General features: G+C 32.5%; 16 protein-coding genes. 4 read left to right on the top strand and 12 right to left on the bottom strand.

Translation table 11 applies throughout. The features are described 5' to 3' along the window. Positions 1 to 187: 187 nt before the first annotated feature. Both ACFQ1Q_RS08815 and ACFQ1Q_RS08810 read right to left on the bottom strand, forming a co-directional pair. The gene (locus ACFQ1Q_RS08815; protein WP_386130044.1) at positions 188 to 1,912 is read right to left on the bottom strand and encodes a TonB-dependent receptor; all 1,725 of its coding nucleotides are present in this window, start codon (positions 1,910 to 1,912) and stop codon (positions 188 to 190) included. Between the two features lie 54 nt (positions 1,913 to 1,966). Then, complete coding sequence (locus tag ACFQ1Q_RS08810; protein ID WP_386130041.1) at positions 1,967 to 4,990, bottom strand: tetratricopeptide repeat protein; 3,024 nt, start codon at positions 4,988 to 4,990, stop codon at positions 1,967 to 1,969. 240 nt (positions 4,991 to 5,230) lie between these two features. Between ACFQ1Q_RS08810 and ACFQ1Q_RS08805 the strand changes: the two genes are divergently transcribed. Continuing rightward, positions 5,231 to 5,578, top strand: a complete 348-nt coding sequence (locus ACFQ1Q_RS08805; protein ID WP_386130038.1) for a hypothetical protein — start codon at positions 5,231 to 5,233, stop codon at positions 5,576 to 5,578. Positions 5,579 to 5,627: 49 nt separating this feature from the next. Further along, entirely contained in the window at positions 5,628 to 6,311 is a 684-nt protein-coding gene (locus ACFQ1Q_RS08800) for a cell division ATP-binding protein FtsE (protein WP_386130035.1), read from the top strand. A 3-nt stretch (positions 6,312 to 6,314) separates the two neighbouring features. On the opposite strand, the gene ACFQ1Q_RS08795 is transcribed toward ACFQ1Q_RS08800, so the two are convergent. Beyond that, the gene (locus ACFQ1Q_RS08795; protein ID WP_386130033.1) at positions 6,315 to 7,136 is read right to left on the bottom strand and encodes a 2OG-Fe(II) oxygenase; all 822 of its coding nucleotides are present in this window, start codon (positions 7,134 to 7,136) and stop codon (positions 6,315 to 6,317) included. A gap of 7 nt (positions 7,137 to 7,143) precedes the next feature. Further along, positions 7,144 to 8,262, bottom strand: coding sequence for a hypothetical protein (locus ACFQ1Q_RS08790; RefSeq protein WP_386130031.1), 1,119 nt, complete (start codon positions 8,260 to 8,262; stop codon positions 7,144 to 7,146). Between the two features lie 84 nt (positions 8,263 to 8,346). Here ACFQ1Q_RS08790 and ACFQ1Q_RS08785 point away from each other — a divergent pair, with 84 nt between their 5' ends. Continuing rightward, the gene (locus ACFQ1Q_RS08785) at positions 8,347 to 9,288 is read left to right on the top strand and encodes a glycosyltransferase family 2 protein (RefSeq protein WP_386130028.1); all 942 of its coding nucleotides are present in this window, start codon (positions 8,347 to 8,349) and stop codon (positions 9,286 to 9,288) included. Here ACFQ1Q_RS08785 and ACFQ1Q_RS08780 read toward each other — a convergent pair. The 6 genes from ACFQ1Q_RS08780 to typA all read right to left on the bottom strand — a co-directional run bounded on the left by ACFQ1Q_RS08780 (position 9,285) and on the right by typA (position 16,746). Continuing rightward, entirely contained in the window at positions 9,285 to 10,343 is a 1,059-nt protein-coding gene (locus ACFQ1Q_RS08780; RefSeq protein ID WP_386130025.1) for a glycosyltransferase, read from the bottom strand. The genes ACFQ1Q_RS08785 and ACFQ1Q_RS08780 overlap by 4 nt on opposite strands. Then, positions 10,340 to 11,896 carry a phosphoethanolamine transferase gene (locus tag ACFQ1Q_RS08775; protein ID WP_386130022.1) on the bottom strand — a complete coding sequence of 519 codons (1,557 nt, stop codon included), beginning with the start codon at positions 11,894 to 11,896 and terminating at the stop codon, positions 10,340 to 10,342. Before ACFQ1Q_RS08775 ends, ACFQ1Q_RS08780 begins: the two co-directional genes overlap by 4 nt. Then, positions 11,880 to 13,148 carry an O-antigen translocase gene (locus tag ACFQ1Q_RS08770; RefSeq protein ID WP_386130019.1) on the bottom strand — a complete coding sequence of 423 codons (1,269 nt, stop codon included), beginning with the start codon at positions 13,146 to 13,148 and terminating at the stop codon, positions 11,880 to 11,882. Before ACFQ1Q_RS08770 ends, ACFQ1Q_RS08775 begins: the two co-directional genes overlap by 17 nt. Before the next feature lie 66 nt (positions 13,149 to 13,214). Beyond that, positions 13,215 to 14,513: an O-antigen translocase gene (locus tag ACFQ1Q_RS08765; RefSeq protein ID WP_386130016.1), complete on the bottom strand. Its 1,299-nt coding sequence runs from the start codon at positions 14,511 to 14,513 to the stop codon at positions 13,215 to 13,217. 83 nt (positions 14,514 to 14,596) lie between these two features. Next, positions 14,597 to 14,839, bottom strand: coding sequence for a uroporphyrinogen decarboxylase (locus tag ACFQ1Q_RS08760; RefSeq protein ID WP_386130013.1), 243 nt, complete (start codon positions 14,837 to 14,839; stop codon positions 14,597 to 14,599). A 107-nt stretch (positions 14,840 to 14,946) separates the two neighbouring features. Beyond that, the gene (gene typA / locus ACFQ1Q_RS08755) at positions 14,947 to 16,746 is read right to left on the bottom strand and encodes a translational GTPase TypA (protein ID WP_386130010.1); all 1,800 of its coding nucleotides are present in this window, start codon (positions 16,744 to 16,746) and stop codon (positions 14,947 to 14,949) included. Between the two features lie 321 nt (positions 16,747 to 17,067). Between typA and kdsA the strand changes: the two genes are divergently transcribed. Then, on the top strand, positions 17,068 to 17,886 hold the full coding sequence (gene kdsA, locus ACFQ1Q_RS08750) for a 3-deoxy-8-phosphooctulonate synthase (RefSeq protein WP_386130007.1): 819 nt from the start codon (positions 17,068 to 17,070) through the stop codon (positions 17,884 to 17,886). Here kdsA and ACFQ1Q_RS08745 read toward each other — a convergent pair. Together ACFQ1Q_RS08745 and ACFQ1Q_RS08740 are read right to left on the bottom strand one after the other, a co-directional pair. Next, complete coding sequence (locus ACFQ1Q_RS08745; RefSeq protein ID WP_386130005.1) at positions 17,876 to 18,259, bottom strand: DUF1801 domain-containing protein; 384 nt, start codon at positions 18,257 to 18,259, stop codon at positions 17,876 to 17,878. The genes kdsA and ACFQ1Q_RS08745 overlap by 11 nt on opposite strands. A 5-nt stretch (positions 18,260 to 18,264) precedes the next feature. Beyond that, positions 18,265 to 18,600, bottom strand: coding sequence for a hypothetical protein (locus tag ACFQ1Q_RS08740; protein ID WP_386130003.1), 336 nt, complete (start codon positions 18,598 to 18,600; stop codon positions 18,265 to 18,267). Between the last annotated feature and the right edge of the window lie 31 nt (positions 18,601 to 18,631).

The raw sequence follows: 18,631 nt of genomic DNA, 5'->3' as shown, positions 1-18,631 counted from the left end.
TTTTGGATTTGTTTTCTGTGCGCTTAATTGGAAAAAAATACTAAAAAACATTAATAGTAATAAAACTTTTTTCATTTTATAAGATTTTAGAATTCTAAAATAAAGATTATTTAATGACTGGCACTCAAAATTAAAATTTGAAGTTAAATGATGAAATATCGAGATGAGATAAGCATAAGAACGCGTGTCAAAAATCGAACTGATATGTTGCCCCAGCCAAAAATTGAATACCTTGAACTGGGAAATTTTGCCAACGCTGATAATCTTGATTTGCAATGTTATTAACCTTTCCGTAAACCGATAAATAGTCAGTAACTTTATAACCCACATGAGCATTGGCATCAAAAAAACTATCTAAAGTCACTGTAGTTCTCTGTACAGGCGCCAAGGTTCCCAAAAGTACAGCTTCATCCTTACGCTCGCCATTAAAAAATACACTTCCACCCATAAACCATTGCTTTGAGATTTGATAATCTAAAAACACAGAACCTGTTATGTTAGGTAAATTCCAAGCTTCGGATTGCGCATCTGTATTGTAATTGAAATAATCACCCTTTATGGCTAATTTAAAATTTCGATTAACATCAATGTTTAATTCGCCGCCAACTGAAAAGGTTTTTACATCGTCATAAACCACATTGAATGAATTCCCGAATTGGTAATCTTCTGTTGCAAAGGTTTGTGCATCATTAGTTTTAAATAAAGCCTTATTCTGTTCTGCAAAATAATTTCCTTTAATGTTATAGCTTACACTATTAGAAAGCTTTCCTTTTAAGCCAATAAAGCCATGATATTGCTGGTCTGTTGGTGTTACTAATAAGGTTGGTGAAACAAATGGGTTTTGCTGTACAAAATCGTAATAAGAATTCTGAATTAACTCTCCAGTAACACCAGCGTAACCAATTAAAATATCATTAACCAAACGGTAAGATGCTTCGATATTTGGATAGATGTAAAAATTATTATCGCTGATTTCAGTATTATTTAGATACGTGAACGTTAACCCCAAATCGACCGTTAAATCATCTTGCTTTAATTGATATGTTGGCGATAGACTAAAATTTACATTGCCATAGTTTAATTCCGTATTGGTATTATAATTTCTATCAAAATTACCGCCGATATAATCAATTTTCAGTTCGGTTTCAACTTGCTCGCCACTTATTGGAACATCAAATGCAGCCTTAGCAACAAATCTATTTTCGCCAGAATCTCGGTCGTCTCCAAATCGTCTGAATCTTACACTTCCATCTTTAACAATCGCATCATTAAAATTAAGTTTTCCACCAACGTAAAAACTATTGTATTTAATTTTAGAATCTATAGTATTTGCCTCAGCTTGACCGAAAAATTGTTGTGGTAAACCGTACCAATTGTAAGCCATGAGTTCTGCGCCAGCATCCAACTTCCAACTAAAATCATTCAGTCTTTGAGAATAGTTTAAACTGAGTCCGGTTTTTGAAAAATCATCGTCTATGAGTAAACCGTCGATTCCACCTTGAGATGAATGGTGGCTAAAATAACCACCAACGTTTTCGCCGCTACTTAGCTCATGATTAAGATACACTTCACCTAAAATTGTGGTGTATGTTCCGAAGCCTAAAGTAGCGTAATTGTCATATAATTTTACTGGTTTTGCCTTATCTACCTTTGCCGCTTTTCCTTTTGCTGGTGTAAACGTTGAAGCCACAGGAATTGAAAAAATATTGTATTTAACCTCCTTTTTGGTGATAGCATTAGCATCATCCAATGATGGCTTATCCTTTATTTTAAAGGCATCTGAAATTGTTGGCGTATATGGTTTTACAACATTTACCGTTTGGTCGTCCAAAGTGTCTTTTGTGCGCTCTTGGGCAAACATAACCGTTACGATTAGCGTTAGTAGTAGGGTTAATTTGAATTTGATTTTCATTCTGTTTTTCTTTTGATGATGAGATGCTGAATCAAGTTCAGCATGACAAAAATTTTAATTTTTGTCTGATTCGATTGATGAATTTGTTTTCGCTTCTTCTGATTTTATAATATCTAGTTCGCGTTGCGCTTCGGCGACGACATCCTTAAATTCTGGAAAGCTTGAAATGACACTTTCCAAAATATAGGTCGCCTGAAAAGCATCGTCTAAGGCGTAATAATTCTTCGCCATAACCACTAATCCTTTTGCAGAATACAACTTGTAGCTACTATAATCTTTTGCTAATTTTTGAACTATTGTGTTTGACTCTACATACTTTCCATCTTTATTTTTGAAATAGGCGTTGTAATACAAAGCTTCGGCAGCAACACTTCCGCTTGCTGTTTTTTCAACTTTAGCGTAAGCCGTTTGAGCTTTATCTTCATTACCACTTTCCCAAGCAGAACGTGCAATTATTAATTGCGCATCGTTTTCAATTTTAGCATCTAAGTTGTTATTCTCTAAAACTTTTTCGGCATAATTTTCAGCCATTGCAAAATCTTTAGTTTGGTAATAGGCATTCATTAAATTGGATTGCGCGTAGATAATATTTTGCGGATAATCGGCTTCGTTCTCTAATTGCTTTAAGACTGAAATGGCTTCTGACCAATCAGAATTGTTCAGATAAATTTCGCTCAATTTCACAGTTGCCTGTTCCGTGTATTCATTTTTTGCGGCGTTTACAACGGCTTTGTAATGTGGTTTTGCATTATCGAATAGCTCTTTTTTGTAATACAATTGCGCTAAATAAAAATGCGATTTTACAGCATGAACTCCGTTAGGAAAACTATTTAAATATTTATTAAACTGCGATATGGCTTGGTCTGTATTGCCATCTAAATATTGCTTTTCGGCAGCGATATAAGTTGTGTTATCGAGTTCTGCATCGGTGATTTCGACATAATCTAAAGTCTTTACCCAACGCGCATATTCGTCAACACGACCTAAATCGATATATATTAAACGTGCCGTGCCGACAGCTTGAACGGCTTCTTGCGAACCTGCAAAATCATTAGCTACTTTTTTAAATTTACTCAGCGCTAATTCATTTTCATTGCCATTATAATACACTAAACCTTGACGCAACAATGACTTAGAAATAAAGGCGCTTCGTGGATATTCTGTATTCAATTTATTGTAAATCGCCATTGCCTTGTCTGTATCGTTGGCTTTGACATAAGCATTTGCTAAAGCATACATGGCATCGTCTCGTAATCCGGATTTTGGATAGCCAGAAATAAAGCTTTTCAATTCTGAAATTTTAGTCGAAGCTTTACCCATATATCCATAGCTCATCGCTTTTTGAAATGCCGCATAATCCGTTTCTATTTCGCCAATACTGATGGCTTTTTCATAAGCTGAAATGGCATTAGAATAGTTGCTCGATACAAAATAACCATCACCTAATCTTAAATACGCATCGTTAACTCTGAGTTTGTCGTCTGATTTTTCATTTATAAATTTTTCGAAATAATTTGAAGCTTGTCCGTAATCTTTCAGCTTAAAATAAGTGTATGCCAAGTTGTAATCGAGGTTATCATTTTCGGATAAATTTGAAATGCCATCTTGCTGATTAAAGTGTTTAAAACCAATCAAAGCTTCGTTATAATTTGTAAGATTAAAATCGGTTTCCGCCTTCCAAAAGGTTGCTCTTGCTGTAAAAGAGGCATCGCGAGGTTGCGATAACGATTTTTCAAACATTTGTAAAGCATCTGCATATTTGTCTTCGTTATACAATTCGATTCCACGAAAGAAAGCCACTTTTTGATACGCTTCTTTATTTTCGTAGCTGTTTTTGCCATCTAACATTTCCAAAGCTTCTTTGTAATTTTTTGATGTGATGTATGAGTCAATTAACAGCGTTTCAATTTCATCTTTATACAACGTTTTTGGATAGGCATCGAGATAACCTGATAACACTTGCGGTACAGATTGATATGGATTGCCAATCTCGTAACTCAGTTTGGCATAATTAAGCCATGCGTCTTCCTTTATTTTATCATCAAACGGCATTTGTGAGGCGTTTCTAAACGCGTTTAATGCTTCAGATTTTTTATCGAGATTGATATAGCTTTCACCTAAATGATAATAGGCATTTTGCGCTACGGAATTATTGCCGTCTATGATTTTATTGAATTCTGAAATCGCATTTTCAAAATCGTTTTGCTTGTAATACGTGTAACCAAGTTGGTAGAAATCCGTGTTATTCCACTTGCCATCTTTGCCTTTATACGCTTTTAAATATGGTAGAGCTTCTGGATATTTTTCAAGATTAAAATAGCTTTCGCCAATAATTTTAGAGAGTTCTGAAATTTCTTCATCATTACTTTTTGGTAATTGCGCTTTGGCAAGTTCAATAGCTTTTTCAAATTTTCCAAGTTTGAAGTTTAAATCGGCTTGATAATAACTTAGCTTTTCCTTGTACTTCTCGTTGTCTGAAACGGCTTCAAAATACTCATTTGCGGAATCGTAATCGTCACCTTCATACGCCATAAAGCCTAAATAATATTTAGCCTGTTGAGTATATTCTCCATCTTCTTTTACACGATTTAAATACTTTGTCGCACCATTTTTATTCTTTGTTTTGTATAATGTATAACCGTAATTAAAGTTGAATTTATCTTGCTCTGACTTTGAAATACTCCTATCATCAACCTTTTCGTACCATTTTCGGGAACGCGAATAATCAGAATTTTCAAAATAATAATCCGCCACATCTAAATAAGCCGTGTTTCTCTTGGTACTTGTTGGATATTCTTCTACGAAATCCTCTATTAAATCGTCGGCATTTTTCTGATTTAATCTTACCGCACAATTGGCGATGTAATAACTACAGTCAGACTTTAAAACCTCGTCTTCAGTTTGGTATTTAATATCATCAAATAAAGACTGAGCCGCTTTGTATTGCTGATTATTGTAAAGCGTAAGTGCTTTTTGGTATTCTTTAAACTGACTGGTATAAATGGCTGTTTCTTGGGCAAACCCAAAAGAGAAACAGAGCAAAAAAAGAAAGGTGATTTGTTTTTTTATAAACGTCATGAGCGTCGTTTTTTGATTTTTATTTTTGATGAGAAACCTCTATTCAAAATTAATAGAAGTCTAACTACTAACGCAGAAAAATTAACATAATTATAAACGGAGTTATCAAACCGTTTTTTGTAAATCTGTATTTCTGAACTGTATTTAGCTTTTCTTGAAGCCAATTATTATGCCAAAATTAAAAACCGTAAATTGAAATTTTTGCAATACTTTTACCTTATAGTTCGTTTTTAATAATCTATGAAAGTCATTTTCTTTTCGCTTTTTATTTTTAGTACATCATTTTTTTGCGATTGCAAAACAATAGGATACATTAATGAATCTAGTAGAGAAGATTTGCTTCTTCAAGATGAATTTAAAACCTCAGAAATTATATTTTTTGGAAAATATTTAGGAGATAAAAATTTTGAAATCATAGAATTACATCGTGGCGAGAAATTAAAAAATTCTCATTTGATTTCTGAAAAGGAACAAATAACAACATGTGATTTTTTCTTTGAAAAGAATAAGAAATATATCATTTTTGGTTTATTGGATGAACAGCAGAAATTGGTCACAAGCGTTTGCAATGCAAACCGAGAAATTTAAAAAAAAACCAAAAAATTCTCATAAAAAAGTACCTAAAATAAAATAACTTATGTCCGAAACTGTTTTACAGCTCAAAAACGCCAATATTTATCAAGCCGAAAATTTAGTATTATCCAACGTTAATGTCGAGCTACAAAAAGGCGATTTTGTATATCTCATTGGTAAAACAGGAAGCGGAAAAAGTAGTTTTATGAAAACACTTTATGGCGATTTAGAACTGACCGAAGGTGAAGGCTCTATCGTTGATTTTAAGTTGAATGGCTTAAAGGAAAAAGACATTCCGTTTTTAAGACGAAAATTGGGTGTTGTGTTTCAGGATTTTAAATTGTTACCAGATAGAACGATAAATGCCAATCTAGAATTTGTATTAAAAGCCACAGGTTGGAAAGAAAAACCAAAAATGACTGAACGTATTTCGCATGTTTTAGACAAAGTTGGTATGGGAACAAAAGGTTTTAAATTTCCGCATGAATTGTCTGGTGGCGAGCAACAACGCGTAGCAATTGCACGTGCATTACTCAACGAACCTGAGCTTATTCTCGCCGATGAACCTACAGGAAATCTAGATCCGCAAACTAGCATTGAAGTTATGGAAGTGTTGCAAGACATCAATAAAAATGGAAATACCATTTTAATGGCAACACACGATTATGCATTGCTGCTAAAATACCCAAGCAAAACGTTTAAATGCGATGAAAATAAGGTGTTTGAAGTGGTGCAGAGAAAAGCTTAGAGATTATTCATCTTCCTTTTTATAAATGTGCGGATTTTTACGTATACCTTTTTTAAAGAATTTACGGGCTAGCATTCTCACTTTTTCATCCACATATAGTATGGCATTTTTAAAAGTTTCATTTGGTCGCGCTCTAAATGTGGTGACATGAAAATCATCTTCGGCATTTAAAGGCTTATCACTAAAGTAGTAGTTAGATATACAACAGCGACTTCTGTCTACATTCACTTTATTAACCGAATGCCACGATGCACTATGCGTTGCCATGACAATTAATCGATTAAATTTACTTTCAATAAGTACTGGCTCCTTTTTTGGACCATTTGGCCAAAGCTCTAAATGACCGCCGTTTTCTTTCTCCCAATTTGGCGTTACATAATAGAGCAGATTTAAAACTCGCCAACGTTCTCTGTTGGCATCATGAGAATTATCGAGATGTGGATGCAAAAAGTTATCTTTTGCCATCAGTGATAAGCCGCCAGCGTATAAAGAATTATCTGCATAAACCGAATCAATTTGGCATAACTCACCGACTAATTTTACAATTTTCGGGTCTTGAAAAGCGTAAATAACATCTTCTAAAAGCTGATGGTGTTTATCCATTTGCGCCGATACGTACTTGTATTCTTTGAGGCTTTTTAGCTCTCTCATTTCAGACTTGTGAGGAAAAACTTCAAAGCATTTTTGAGCAATATTCTCTGGCAATACATTATCAATATAGAAGTAGCCAATATCCGAAGATGAAGTAGTAAACATCTTTGCTATACTTTCTTTTTTAGCTATAATGCTATTGAAGATGCTTTCTACTAGCTGTTCTCTATTCAAAATTAGATTAGTTTATCAATTTAATAAATTGCTCAATAGATTGGCTTGGCGTATATAAATTTAAAATTTCAATTCGGTTTTTGGTTAATTGAAATTCCGACTGAAAACTTTCATTAATAACGGTTTTAAAGGCTTCTTTAGTATTTGCTCTTAGACAAAGACTCAATATGGCTTTATCATCAACAATATTGTCATTTACAATGACATGCTTACCCTTATAAAGCGCATTAAAGACCTTGAGTTTTGTGCCCGATTGCTGATTAGAGTATAAAACATTGACGTGTGCCGTTTCTAATAAATCATCTAAGTCTTTATTTGAAGATAATTCAACATATTTACAATTATCTAAACTATTCATTGTTTGTAAAATAGCTTTAGACAACCTATTGCCTGCTACTATAAATTTATGTTCTAAATCTTTAAAAACATCAAGCAAAAACAGAACAGACAATTGGTTTGAAGGCGAAGTTAAATCGCCATGATACAATGCAAACTTTTCTTTTTTTGAACCAATTTGGGTTTGACTGCTTATTATTTCGTTACCATGAAACACAGGAATAAAACTTGTTTCAGCATTAAAATTTTCAGAAAAATAAGTGTCATCTCTTTGTGAAAGTGTCATTATTTTGTGAACCTTTTTTAATATAGATTCGTAGCGTTTTAGTTTATATGCTTCAAAATAGTGACCCAACTTTTTAACAAAATTGGTTTCACTTTGTGCTAAACCTAAAGAATATTCATGTTCAATATTATGTGTACGAAGATAAATTGGTACATCAAACTTATGCTTAACAAGTACTGATGTGCTGTGTAAACCTTCGAATAAAATAGGTTTATTTATACGCCTTAAATTTGAATAGAGAGCTGAGCTTTGTCTTGTTTTTACACGGTAAGGAATACTAGAAAATAGATTAATTAGAGACGTGTTACGTTTGTAGCCATGCAGTTCTTTACAAAGTTGCTTTAAAGGTCCAACGTCTATCCTATCGGTGTAGAAATAATGTAAATATACGTCAAAGCCTTTTTTTGAAAGCGCTTCAATTTTGTAAAACACATCAATTGCGCCACCAAAATTTGGTGGATATGGATTATCGAACGCTACAATTTGAATAGACTTAACAGACATGAAACAAATCTAAAAATATTTAGAGACTAAAGCTTTAAAACTAAGTTGAAATAAAAGATTATTTTTACCCAAAATCAGCTATTAATGCCACCATTTTTTTCCGTTATCATTCCGCTATACAATAAGGAAAAATATATTTCTGAGACTTTAGAATCTGTTTTAAATCAATCTTTTGAAGATTTTGAAATCATAGTTGTAAATGACGGAAGCACTGATAATAGTGAAGCCGAAGTGCTAAAATTTAAAGACAAACGCATAAAGCTAATTAAACAAAAAAATCAGGGATTATCGCATACTAGAAATAATGCTATTAAATTTTCTGAAGGAAAGTATATGGCGTTTATCGATGCAGACGACACCTGGAAACCCAATCATTTAAAACAGCTGAATCAACTGATTACAGATTTTCCTGATAACGGACTTTATACAACGAGATACACTCTAAAAAAGACCGAAAGCATTTATCACAAAGCCGTTTATAACGGTTTACCTGAAAATTTCAGAGGTGTTGTACCTGACTTTTTTAAACATTCTCTTCAGCATTGTGTCGCTTGGGTTGGCGCTATGTGTATCCCAAAATATGTGTTTGATAATGTTGGTTATTTTGACCCAGAAATCTATTCTGAACAGGATATCGATTTATACATCAGAATAAATTTGAAATATAAAACGGTTTTAGATACCACTAAAATTACATCCATTTACAACCGAACTATGGATGATAATATGTCGCAATTTTCGACTAAAACAGCAATTCCGAAGTTTTTGAATAGTTATAAATCTGAAGAAAAGGACAATAAATACTTGAATCGGTATATGGATTCTAACCGATTTTCTACGGTTGTGTTTTTTAAACTTTCGGGCAATAAAGATTTAGAACGTGAGTTAAAAAAAGATATTGACTACACAAACTTGAACTGGATACAAACTTTGATTTTAAAATTACCGAATCCTCTTGTCAAATTACTTTTTACAATCAAAGACGAACTAAAACTCAACCCATTTTTTGTGTTTAAAACGCGCTAAAAATTATCTATAAGATTTACCCATTGCTTTATAATATTTTGTTCTGTAAATGGGGATTTATAGCTTTGAAGATTCTGATTTAGTTCTAAATAAAATTCTTTATCAATAATTTTATTTAATGCTGCAGTTAATGCTTCTTTGTTTTGGTCGTCTACTAAAATTCCATTTATACCGTTTTCAATAATCTCTGAAGGTCCACTTTTACAATTAAAAGAGATTACAGGTGTTTTTAGTTGAATCGCCTCAATTAACACCATAGGAAAACCTTCACCTTCACTAGACATGACTAATGCTTTTGCCGATTTAATATACTCCGAAACATTTACGCTAAACCCTTTTAAAACAACTTGATTTTCTAAATTTTTTATAGCAATCATATCTTGAAGTTTCTGACGCTGACTGCCTTCACCAAAAATTAATAATTTAAAGTTCTCATCTTTTAAATTAGACTTTTCGTAGCATTCAATCAAAACATCAAATTGTTTTATTGGCTCTAATCTGCCGACAGCGATTATGTAGTTTTCGGCTGTTTTAAAAGCTTCAATTTCCTTGTATTCAGGATAATTGTAAATGACTTCACTATGAAGATTTAACCGTTTTTTAATTTCAGATTTTGCCAGCTGACTAACCGCAACAATTTTATGATTTGGCACCAATGTTTTCTTTGATAACCAAGGGTTATTCACTTTAGGAAAATACATCCACAACTTATAATGATGAACACAATAAATAACCTTAAATGGTCTGAAAATAGCTTTTGAAAACAAAAATTCTTTCCACCAATATCTTCTAATACGATGGTCTAAAATCATATCAAAATTTTGAATTTTAAAATAGGATTTTAATTCTCGAAATGCTTTTAATTTTGAATGCTTTTGTTTGTATAATCCGAAATTATAGAGTTTGCCACTGTAATTGTATTCAACTTCGTTTCGCATGATTACTGTTGTGACATCGTAACCTTTTACAACAAGAGAATATGATAAATTAGACACCATCCTTTCGGCACCACCAGAGCTTAGAGAATCAATTAATAGACAGATTTTTTTACTCATTCTTTGGTTTTAAAATAAGTGTCAAAATCTCTGTTACCAACAACAATTCGTTTATCTTCTTTGTATCTGTTGCTAAAAATACTTTTTTCGGTATTCATACTAGAATGTAAGACTCCAAAAATATGACCTAGACTATCATAAGTAAATTCTGCTGTAAAAGGCCTATTTCTTTTGTATTCGAAATCTAAAGGTTTTTCAAAATCTTTGGATGTCCATAATAAAAAGGGGATTTCGAACATGTTTGGGGTTAAAATCTCTTCAGACCTACCAAAAAAATCTGTACCATAATCATAAATATTTTCGCCATGGTCGCTAAGATAAACCAATGCACTTTTAAGATTTTTTTTGTTCAAGTATTCTATAATCTCATTGACAATAAAATCATTGTATAAAATAGCATTATCATATTCATTTCTAAGCTTTTGACTTTTTGAAACATTTGATTTACTAAAATTATCAAAAGTTTTAGGATAACGATTATCATAGTCAAAGTGTGTTCCAATAAGTCTTAAAACAATTAATTTTTTACCAGGTTCATCTAAAATGTCTCTGTAATCTGGCAACATTTCTTCGTCCAAAACTTTAGTATCTCTATCTATTAAGTGGTTGTAAAACTTAAAATATTTTGAACCAGAGGCAATTTCACTTATGGCATTGTCATGATAACTTATTGGTCGTTGGTTTGAAAGCCAATACGTATTATAACCGGCAGCTTTTAAAACCTGAACGATATCTACCAAATCATCATTATTAGATTTCAGATTTAATGAAGTCAGAATTTTTGGCACGGCTTTTAAGGTAAAAACCTCAGTTGATATCACGTTATCATAAACAAACAAATCATCAGTTCGTTTGCTCAAATTTGGTGTAGTTTCACGATTGTAACCATAGAGTTGCATGTGACTACGGTTTGTAGATTCTCCTAAAACCAAAACCAAAACTTCGTTTTCTGAGCTTATGGTGATATCATTAAGATTAATACTTGGCGTCAGCTTCATGTTTTTTTGCAAACTGTAATAACCATAAGTACCTCTAACGATGTTATGATAGGCGTTACTTTCTATAAGTCCTGTAAATTTTAGAGTAATTAAAATAATACCAGCGCATGCAAAAGCGATGACTGTTGGATATTTACTTTTAATAGTATATTCTTTTTTCCGAAGTATAAAAAAGAGAATAACAAACAAGAAAAATGATAAAAAAACCGTCCAATTAAAATAACCGCCAGCAAATTCTTTCAATTCTTCAGAACCAGATTCCAGCAACAAATACATATAACTGGAGGAAAATGTTGAAGAGACCGCCAAATATGAAGTGGTTTCCAAAATGAAATATAAAATGTAAACCACCAGCAATATATTCTTCAAAAAAGACTTTTGAAAAAATTTAGAATGTACCAATACAGCGATAAGTATAAAGAATATAATGTCTTCTTTGATGTCTTCGATATTGAAAACATCCCAATCGACAAATAAAAAAAAGAAGAGATATTTAAGAATTAATGGCGATGCCAAATAAACCAATTGCTTTAATAAATTATTTGCTTTGAACATCTAAATATTTTTTGTTCTGAGTAAAAATAAACAAACTTACCGCAATAAGATATAGACTACAACTGATAATGTGCGCATAGAATACACCGACCAAATTGAAACTTTTAATAAAATAAAAACTTAAAATATAAAGCGAAATATAAATTATAGCATCTGAAATAAAATAAGCAATAACCATGCGTTTTGCATGAAACTGACAAGCTAAAGAAAAACCTATAATTTTTATAAAGTCACCTATAAATTGAAGATAGAAATATTGTTCTATCTCTAAAAAGTCTTCGGTTAAAAAAAGTTTAATTACAAAAAAACGCATTAAAAATAATGCGAGAAACATTATCAAAAGAAGCGGAATTAAGCGTTTAAAGTAGTGCGCCATAAACAATTTATAACCGTTCTGAGTTTTGTTTTTCGATAGGTTTGGCAATAAATACAAAGTAAAGACCGATGTAAAAAACATCATATAAAATGCCGAAATTTTATTGACTGCTTCCCAATAACCAGCTATAGTTTCGTCATAAGAATTAATTATTTTATTACGAACTAGCAAATAAACGACGCTTATTAAAACTGTTGAATATGCTGCCATTAAAACATATACAGACATTGATTTTATTATTGTCAGTGACATTTGCTTGATGCTAAAAACCACTTGAGATAGTACAAAACGTACATCTTTAAAAACTAAACTTAGAAAAAGTGTAATTACAGAGACACTTACAATGGCTATTAATGCACCGTTTAATTTAAATATATACACCAACCCAAAAGTTAACAAAGCATTAGTAACGCTTACTAAAGACACAAGCTTTGCATAGGTTTTTAATTTTTGTAAACCATTGATAATATAAAGCACCAAAAAATTGACAGAAATAAATGGCAATAGAATTGCTAAACATCTAAAAATATAGGCGTATTCTGTGGTTTTAAATGTAAATTCACTTAAATTTTGAGAAAAAATTGCGAGTAAAATACTAGCAAAAATTGAAAGTATTAGGCTAAATATTACTACTGATGAAATTACTTTTTTTAAATAGGGCTTTTCATCTGAATGCTCAGCAATATGCCTTATGGTACCACTCTCAAATCCACTTGAGGTTAATCCCTGAAGTATTTGAATAACATTTTTAAAATTACCCACCAATGCATAACCACTTGGCCCAAGATAAATGGCAGTAACCTTAGATACTACAAATGAGGAAATGAGTTTTGTAATAACAATGAGCGAATTGTACGATAAAAATTTAATCCACATAAAGGCTCACAAGGTTAGTTGGTAATTAATTGGTTGTAAAAGAAACGGTTTTTAGCAAAAAATATTTTAAATGCTATCCTCAGGAATTATTCCAAATAAAGAACTACTAAAAATAAGAATAACAATACCAAAATAAAGCAAATGCGTAAGGAAATATCCCATAACTACACCTTCAAGTCCAAAAACATCCAAGAGATAAATACTAGAAAAATATAAGGTTACAAATAAAAATATTTCTAAAATAATAAAATGACTAAACATTTTTTTAGCTAAAAATTGGTATGCAATGACCATAGCTAACACCCGTATAAAATCTCCCAAAAGCTGCCATAAAAACAAATCTTCAGTTGGTAAAAATTCATCTGAAAATATAAGCCGCACAACAAACTTTCTCAAAACATACGTAAGTATTAATAAGCCTGCGAAATAAGGTATTAAGCTTTTATAAAAACCTATAATCTCTTTTCTAAATGCTTTTTGAGTATCAATTGCAGATAATTTTGGTACCAAATACAATGCAATAAAAGAATTTATAAACATTAGATAATAATCCGAAATTCGGTTCATGGCTTCCCAATATCCTGCTTCTTTTAATCCAATATCGTCAATAATATAATTACGTATCAATATCATTACAATTGGTAAAGCTATTGCACTCGTTAACGCCATTATAGAGTACGGACTTAAACGAGAAAGCATTTTGGGACATACATTAGCAATCTTAACAAAACCTACAAGATTAGTTCTAAATAAAATACCAACCAATGTGATTAAAAAAATTAGTCCTGGAGTTATTGCAAGAGCTATTAATGCGCCATCAATCCGCTCTTGCCAAATTAATAGTAAGGTAATTAGCAGACCTCCAATTTGCCCTATAAGATTAATAATGAGTAGAAATTTATATTTAGAATATCCGTTCATTATCGCAAAACAATAGGCGTTGAGACTATACAACGGTATCACAAATGCCATATATTCTATGACATATGTATAATCCGAGTTATTAAACAGAAAATAATTAATATCCTCTGCAAAATAGTAGCACATTAAAGCGGAAAACATAGTACTGAAAAAGCCTATGTAAAATGCTGTAGATAAAACTTCGCTCAGCTTTTCTTTTTGCTCCCTAAATTCGGAGGTTAGTTTTACCATTCCTTTGTAGAACCCAACAGCCGAAAAAGATTGTATAGCTTTTAAAAAATTACTAAGATTTCCTATTAAAGCTAAACCTTCGGCACCAATAAAAATGGCAATAAATTTTGAAGTTAAAACTCCTGCGATTATTCGAATACTTAACGTAATTGAATTGAGGTTGGCAACATCAAAGAGAACGTTAGAATTTATGTACCTATTAAATTTCTTCAATGTGAGATAGGGGAAATTTTATTTTGAACAAATCTAATTTTTTCAAAACAAACCACCAACTTAACCTTATAAAATTTAAGCAGTTACTCTTTAGGCGGCTTAATAATGTAATAAATATTTACTGCTAAGATAGCAGCATTTGCAATAATAATAGGCAAGCCTATACGTAAAGTTGGCATTAAAAAACCATAAATAATAAACAAAACACAACCAGACATATTTACCAATCGTAACTTTTTAACATCTTTCATTGTAAATGAAAGTAGCACCATAAGCGAGGCTAGGTAACCGATATATTCTGTACCTGTTATTCCGAATAATTCCATGTTTTTTTTTAGTTTAAGCAGTATTTCTATTTAACTTTTAAGCTGAAAAAAGAGAAATTCTATTGCTAAAATTTCTCTTTTATATTTGTATTAGACTTAATAAAATCCTAATGAACTTTGTTTCGCTTACGGTCAACTTCTTTCAAGAATATTTTACGTAATCTTAAGTGGTTTGGAGTCACCTCAACATATTCATCTTTCTGAATATATTCTAGAGCTTCTTCTAAACTAAACTTAATTGCTGGTACAATTTTAGCTTTATCATCTGCTCCAGAAGAACGTACATTACTCAACTTTTTAGTTTTGGTAACATTGACCGTCATATCATCTCCACGAGAGTTTTCGCCAATAACCTGACCTTCATATATATCTTCACCTGGATCAACAAAAAACTTACCACGATCTTGTAATTTATCAATAGAATAAGGTATCGCTTGTCCGTTTTCCATAGATACCAATGACCCATTTTGTCTTTCAGGAATACCACCTTTTAGTGGTTGATATTCTTTAAATCGGTGTGCCATAATTGCCTCACCAGCAGTTGCTGTTAATAACTGGTTACGTAAACCAATAATACCGCGAGAAGGCACAATAAACTCACAAACCATACGGTCACCTTTGGCTTCCATACTTAGCATTTCACCTTTACGCATGGTTACCATTTCAATGGCTTTACCAGAAACGTGCTCCGGTAAATCAATAGTCATTTCTTCAAAAGGCTCGCATTTTACACCATCAATTTCTTTGATGATTACCTGTGGCTGACCGATTTGCAATTCGTAGCCTTCGCGACGCATCGTTTCAATTAAAACCGATAAGTGTAATACACCACGACCAAAAACCATAAACTTATCTGCACTATCTGTCTCTTCAACTCGTAACGCTAAATTCTTCTCAAGTTCTTTAGTTAAACGGTCTTTGATATGACGAGAGGTCACAAATTTTCCATCTTTACCAAAGAAAGGACTATCGTTAATTGTAAACAACATACTCATTGTAGGCTCATCAATAGCAATAGTTTTTAAACCTTCTGGATTTTCAAAATCGGCAACGGTATCACCAATTTCAAAACCATCTAATCCTACAATGGCACAAATATCTCCAGTTTGTACTTCCTCGACCTTTTTACGACCAAGACCTTCAAACGTATGTAATTCTTTAATTTTATTTTTTACAATCGTTCCATCTCTTTTTACCAAAGAAATTTGCTGATTTACTTTTAAGCTACCACGTGTTAAACGACCGATAGCAATACGACCAGTAAAAGAGGAGAAATCTAAAGATGTAATTAACATCTGAGTAGTTCCTTCTTCAATTTTTGGCTCAGGAATATGTTCAATCACCATATCTAATAATGGCTCAATGTTTTCGGTTTCGTTTTTCCAATCATCACTCATCCAGTTATTTTTTGCCGAACCGTAAACCGTTGGAAAATCTAACTGCCACTCTTCTGCGCCAAGCTCAAACATTAAATCAAAAACCTTTTCATGTACCTCATCTGGCGTACAATTTTCCTTATCAACTTTATTGATAACAACACAAGGTTTTAAACCTAAGTCAATCGCTTTTTGCAAAACAAAACGCGTTTGTGGCATTGGGCCTTCAAAAGCATCAACCAACAGCAATACGCCATCGGCCATGTTTAAAACACGCTCTACTTCTCCACCAAAATCGGCGTGACCAGGTGTATCAATGATGTTAATTTTAGTGTCTTTATAAATTACAGAAACGTTTTTAGAAGTAATTGTAATTCCTCTTTCACGTTCCAAATCGTTGTTATCTAAAATTAAATCGCCTGTATTTTCATTTTCACGAAACAACTGACAGTGATACATAATTTTATCTACCAAGGTTGTTTTACCGTGGTCAACGTGTGCAATAATTGCAATATTTTTAATAGTCGCCATAATAGGTGCTGATTTTAAGCGTGCAAAGATACGCTTAATAATTGGATATTTGTTTAACTTATTTCAGTATCTTTTTTGGGCGTTTCATCTTCCGCTAAAGCTTCAGATGATTGCGCTGTCCGCTGTGTCTTTTTAGGCTTAATTTATTCATTTTCAGAAGGTAGAATACAAATAAAATTTTTTAAGTCAATATTAATTCTAATTTTCCAAACGCATAAAAAGGATGCCGCTTCCATCGCTAACGCGGACACATCAACTTATGCCAATCTTAAACTCGAAACTTATGGTATATTTGCAGTATAATTTTAAAGATTTCTTGCAATGGCACTTCAAAATATCCCAAATATAAAACACGTAAATTCAGATAACTTTTTTTTACTATGTGGTCCATGCGCCATCGAAGGTGAAGACATGGCATTACGTATTGCCGAAAAAGTTATTTCTATTACAGATAAATTAGAAATTCCTTACGTGTTTAAAGGCAGTTTTAAAAAAGCCAACCGCAGCCGAATTGATAGTTTTACGGGAATTGGAAACGAAAAAGCACTGAAAATCCTTCGTAAAGTCTCGGAGACTTTTGATGTACCAACGGTGACTGATATCCATGAAGCATCAGATGCTGCCATGGCCGCAGAGTATGTAGATGTACTTCAAATTCCTGCGTTTTTAGTTCGCCAAACTGATTTAGTTGTAGCGGCAGCAGAAACAGGAAAAACTGTCAACCTAAAAAAAGGACAATTTATGAGCCCTGAAGCCATGAAACATGCTGTACAAAAAGTAAAAGATGCTGGAAACGAACATGCATGGATTACAGACCGTGGCACCATGTTTGGGTACCAAGATATGATTGTAGATTTTAGAGGTATACCAACGATGCGTGAGTATGCGCCTACTGTTCTTGATGTAACGCATTCCCTACAACAACCAAATCAAAGTGTTGGTGTTACAGGTGGCCGACCAGATATGATAGAAACGATTGCACGCGCTGGCGTTGTAAATAACGTCGATGGATTATTTATAGAAACGCATTTTGACCCAGCAAATGCTAAAAGTGACGGTGCCAATATGTTGCACCTGGATAATTTGGAAAGCCTATTGACAAATCTGACTGCTATTAGAAAAGTAGTTACTAATTTTTAGCCTTACCTACTCTTGTAAGCTTAAATGGATTGATATTAATTCGCAGTTGTTCTTCTAAAACATATTGAATAACCTCATCATTAATATCTTCAACCAATTTGTAACGCAATGACGTTACGGACTTTCTGTTTTCGGTTACAAAATGTTCTGTATACTCAGTTAATTTGTCGCCATGCCAAAAGGCTAAATCCACATAGTTTTTTGATTGATTAAGATAACAAACAGGCAAATCGTTGTTGTAATAAAACGGAATCCGCCACTTGTATAATAATTCTGATTCAGGTAAAACAGCTTCAACTATAGACTGAAGTTGCAATAAAATAGATTTAAAAGGTTCTTCTTGTTTTAAAATGTACTCTTCAGCAGGTTTCATTATTTTTAGAAAATTCTAAGAATTCCAATAATCAAAAGTGCAATACCAATTATAGCTTTAAAAGGCATTAACTTATCTGACAATTTTCTAAGTGAATCGATTTTTATAACATGATATATTAGTAGTAAACCACCTATTAATTCTACAGCAGTAAATAAAAGGTTACTCCAAAAATTCCATATAGCGAAGAAAATTAAAACACCGCCAATTATGGTCTGAAAAGGTGCCAAAACACCAGCGATTTTATTAAAGAAATTGCGCTCGCCATCCCATTTATCTAATGTTGCAAGGCCTAATAATATTCCGCCTGCGAGACAAGCTATTGTTAAAAATAATCCCATGATATTTTGTATTTATTGATTGATAGTTTTT

Source organism: Winogradskyella litorisediminis (assembly GCF_042675765.1).
Taxonomy (GTDB): domain Bacteria; phylum Bacteroidota; class Bacteroidia; order Flavobacteriales; family Flavobacteriaceae; genus Winogradskyella; species Winogradskyella litorisediminis.
This window is presented reverse-complemented; position numbering and strand designations above follow the sequence as displayed.

What these genes read in the sequence shown, in the direction of transcription:
- ACFQ1Q_RS08815 (WP_386130044.1), bottom strand. Translation starts at nt 1,912, where the DNA reads ATGAAAATCAAATTCAAATTAACCCTACTACTAACGCTAATCGTAACG.
- ACFQ1Q_RS08810 (WP_386130041.1), bottom strand. Translation starts at nt 4,990, where the DNA reads ATGACGTTTATAAAAAAACAAATCACCTTTCTTTTTTTGCTCTGTTTC.
- ACFQ1Q_RS08805 (WP_386130038.1), top strand. Translation starts at nt 5,231, where the DNA reads ATGAAAGTCATTTTCTTTTCGCTTTTTATTTTTAGTACATCATTTTTT.
- ACFQ1Q_RS08800 (WP_386130035.1), top strand. Translation starts at nt 5,628, where the DNA reads ATGTCCGAAACTGTTTTACAGCTCAAAAACGCCAATATTTATCAAGCC.
- ACFQ1Q_RS08790 (WP_386130031.1), bottom strand. Translation starts at nt 8,262, where the DNA reads ATGTCTGTTAAGTCTATTCAAATTGTAGCGTTCGATAATCCATATCCA.
- ACFQ1Q_RS08785 (WP_386130028.1), top strand. Translation starts at nt 8,347, where the DNA reads ATGCCACCATTTTTTTCCGTTATCATTCCGCTATACAATAAGGAAAAA.
- ACFQ1Q_RS08780 (WP_386130025.1), bottom strand. Translation starts at nt 10,343, where the DNA reads ATGAGTAAAAAAATCTGTCTATTAATTGATTCTCTAAGCTCTGGTGGT.
- ACFQ1Q_RS08775 (WP_386130022.1), bottom strand. Translation starts at nt 11,896, where the DNA reads ATGTTCAAAGCAAATAATTTATTAAAGCAATTGGTTTATTTGGCATCG.
- ACFQ1Q_RS08770 (WP_386130019.1), bottom strand. Translation starts at nt 13,148, where the DNA reads ATGTGGATTAAATTTTTATCGTACAATTCGCTCATTGTTATTACAAAA.
- ACFQ1Q_RS08760 (WP_386130013.1), bottom strand. Translation starts at nt 14,839, where the DNA reads ATGGAATTATTCGGAATAACAGGTACAGAATATATCGGTTACCTAGCC.
- typA (WP_386130010.1), bottom strand. Translation starts at nt 16,746, where the DNA reads ATGGCGACTATTAAAAATATTGCAATTATTGCACACGTTGACCACGGT.
- kdsA (WP_386130007.1), top strand. Translation starts at nt 17,068, where the DNA reads ATGGCACTTCAAAATATCCCAAATATAAAACACGTAAATTCAGATAAC.
- ACFQ1Q_RS08745 (WP_386130005.1), bottom strand. Translation starts at nt 18,259, where the DNA reads ATGAAACCTGCTGAAGAGTACATTTTAAAACAAGAAGAACCTTTTAAA.
- ACFQ1Q_RS08740 (WP_386130003.1), bottom strand. Translation starts at nt 18,600, where the DNA reads ATGGGATTATTTTTAACAATAGCTTGTCTCGCAGGCGGAATATTATTA.